General features: G+C 74.5%; 2 protein-coding genes. One reads left to right on the top strand and one right to left on the bottom strand.

Annotated elements, in window-relative coordinates; genetic code table 11:
- Window positions 1-132 precede the first annotated feature (132 nt).
- Window positions 133-870: a class I SAM-dependent methyltransferase gene (locus tag QH283_RS20020; RefSeq protein WP_280504517.1), complete on the bottom strand. Its 738-nt coding sequence runs from the start codon at window positions 868-870 to the stop codon at window positions 133-135.
- Window positions 871-968: 98 nt separating this feature from the next.
- On the opposite strand from QH283_RS20020, the gene QH283_RS20015 reads away from it, so the two are divergent.
- Window positions 969-2,113 (top strand): response regulator transcription factor (locus QH283_RS20015; protein WP_280504516.1); only part of this gene is annotated, 1,145 nt, incomplete at its 3' end.

The following is a 2,113-nucleotide window of genomic DNA, read 5'->3' as shown; positions in this document are numbered from 1 at the left end:
CCCGCGGGCGGGGGCCCGGGTGTTTTTCGGGGGCCCGGCCCGCCCGGGGCCCGCCAGGGGCCGCCGAGGGCGACCACGAGTTGCGAACCTACTCCCACCGCCGACCGGGCGGCAACACGACGGCGGCCGATCTCACAGCACCGCCAGCCGCATGGCAATCGGCCAGCACACCCGGCGGGTCGTCGCGGGATCACCCCACGCCTCGGCCAGCTCGGCCGCGAAGGCGCGCAGCATGTCCTGTTCGCCCGCCTGCTCGGCCCGGCGCACCGCCGACCAGGTGGACAGGTAGCCGAGGAATTCCGCCAGCGCCCAATCCTTCTCGATGACCAGGCGCGGCGCCGGATGTTCGGCGAACGGGAAGTCGATGTCGGCGTAGCCGGTGTCCACCCAGCGGCGTTCCGGCGGCCAGTACGGGCCGATATCCTCTCGGTAGAAGCGGTCGAACCTCGGGGTGAGCTCGGCGTCGAGTTCGAGCACCCCGTAGCTGACGAGGGCGAGCACGGCGCCGTCGACGGCGATCCGGCGCGCCTCGGCGTAGAAGGCGGGCCGGTCGAACCAGTGCGCGGCCTGGGCGGCGGTGATCAGCGCGGCGCTGCGGCCTGCCACCGGCAGCCGCTCGGCCGCGGCGCGGACGTAGCGCACGTTCCCGGCGGCCTCGGCGTGGGCGAGCTGGTCGGCGCTGGGTTCCACCCCGAGCGCCGTCGCGAAGTGGGGGGCGAGCCGGGCGGTCAACTGTCCGCTGCCGCATCCGACGTCGACGGCGAGGTCGGCGGCGGGGGCGAGCCCGGCCAGGAACTCGCCCAGCCGGGCGGGATAGTCGGGGCGGAATCGCGCGTAGGCCCGGCCACCGCGTTCGAACCAGTTCGTCACCACACCGAGCCTGGCACATCGCGCCGGCAGCGCCGGGTTTCGGACTCCCCAGAGTTCTGGGATGGCGCCCCCGGTCCCGGGCGCGCACAATTCTGCTCATGGCTCGAGGACTCACAGCGGCACGGGTGCGACAGGATGTGGACGTGGTCGCCCGCGCCGGCCTCGACCTGGACACCTTCCTGCAGGAGGCCGTCGACTCGGTGGCGCGCGCGGTGCCCTGGGTCGCGGCCTGCATCGCCACGCACGACCCGGCGACGCACATGCTCACCAGCGCGCGCAAATACGGCCACCTGCGCGACCGCAACAGCCACGACCACGAGTTCGGCCTGATCGAATACGGCACCGTGGAGCCGACCGCCTTCACCGAACTGGCCCGGGCCGAGGTGCCCGCGGCGGCGGTGCACCTGTCGACCGGCGGCGAGGTGGAACTCTCGGGCCGGATGGCGAGCTTCATGAAACCGCGCTTCGACTTCGGCGACGAGGCGCGGCTGGTCTTCCGCGACAGCAGCCAGGTGTGGGGCGCCATGGCGCTGTTCCGCGGCCCCGACGACGAGCCGTTCGACGCGGGTGAGGTGCAGTTCCTGGCCTCGCTGGCCGCGCCATTCGCGCACGGCGTGCGCACCGGCATGCTCGCCCGGCTCGCCGAGGCGCCCGCGCCGACCCCGGTCACCGGGCCCGCCGTGGTCATCGTCGACGCCGACGACCAGATCTCGCAGATGAGCCTCGGCGCCGAACAGCGACTGGCCGACATCAACTTCGGCAGCGCGGGCGGCGATCCGCTCGCCCCGGTCGCCTCGCTGGTCGGCGCGGCCAGGCGCTACGGGCGCGGCGAGACCTCGGTGCCGCCGCGCGCCCGGCTGCGCACGGTCAGCGGCATGTGGCTGGTGCTGCACGCCGGGCCGCTGATCTCCCGCGACGGCAGGCAGGGCGAGGTGGTCATCACCATCGAGGAGGCGCGGCCGCCGGAGATCGTGTCCATCGTGGTCGCCGCCTACAACCTGTCCGCGCGCGAACGCGACGTGGTGCAGCTGGTGTTGCAGGGCATCGACACCAAAGAGATCGCCGCGAGCCTGCACCTGTCCACCTACACCGTGCAGGACCATCTCAAGTCGGTGTTCGACAAGGCGGGCGTGGGGGGGGGGGGGGGGGGGGGGGGGGGGGGGGGGGGGGGGGGCGGGGGGGGGAGGGGGGGGGGGGGGGGCGCGGGCCCCGCCGCAGCCGGAGCGCCCCCCGCCCCCCGCCC

Source organism: Nocardia farcinica, from assembly GCF_029867845.1.
Lineage (GTDB): Bacteria > Actinomycetota > Actinomycetes > Mycobacteriales > Mycobacteriaceae > Nocardia > Nocardia farcinica_A.
Note: the sequence above shows the minus strand (reverse complement) of the source record. Positions and strands in the feature narration are given on the sequence as shown.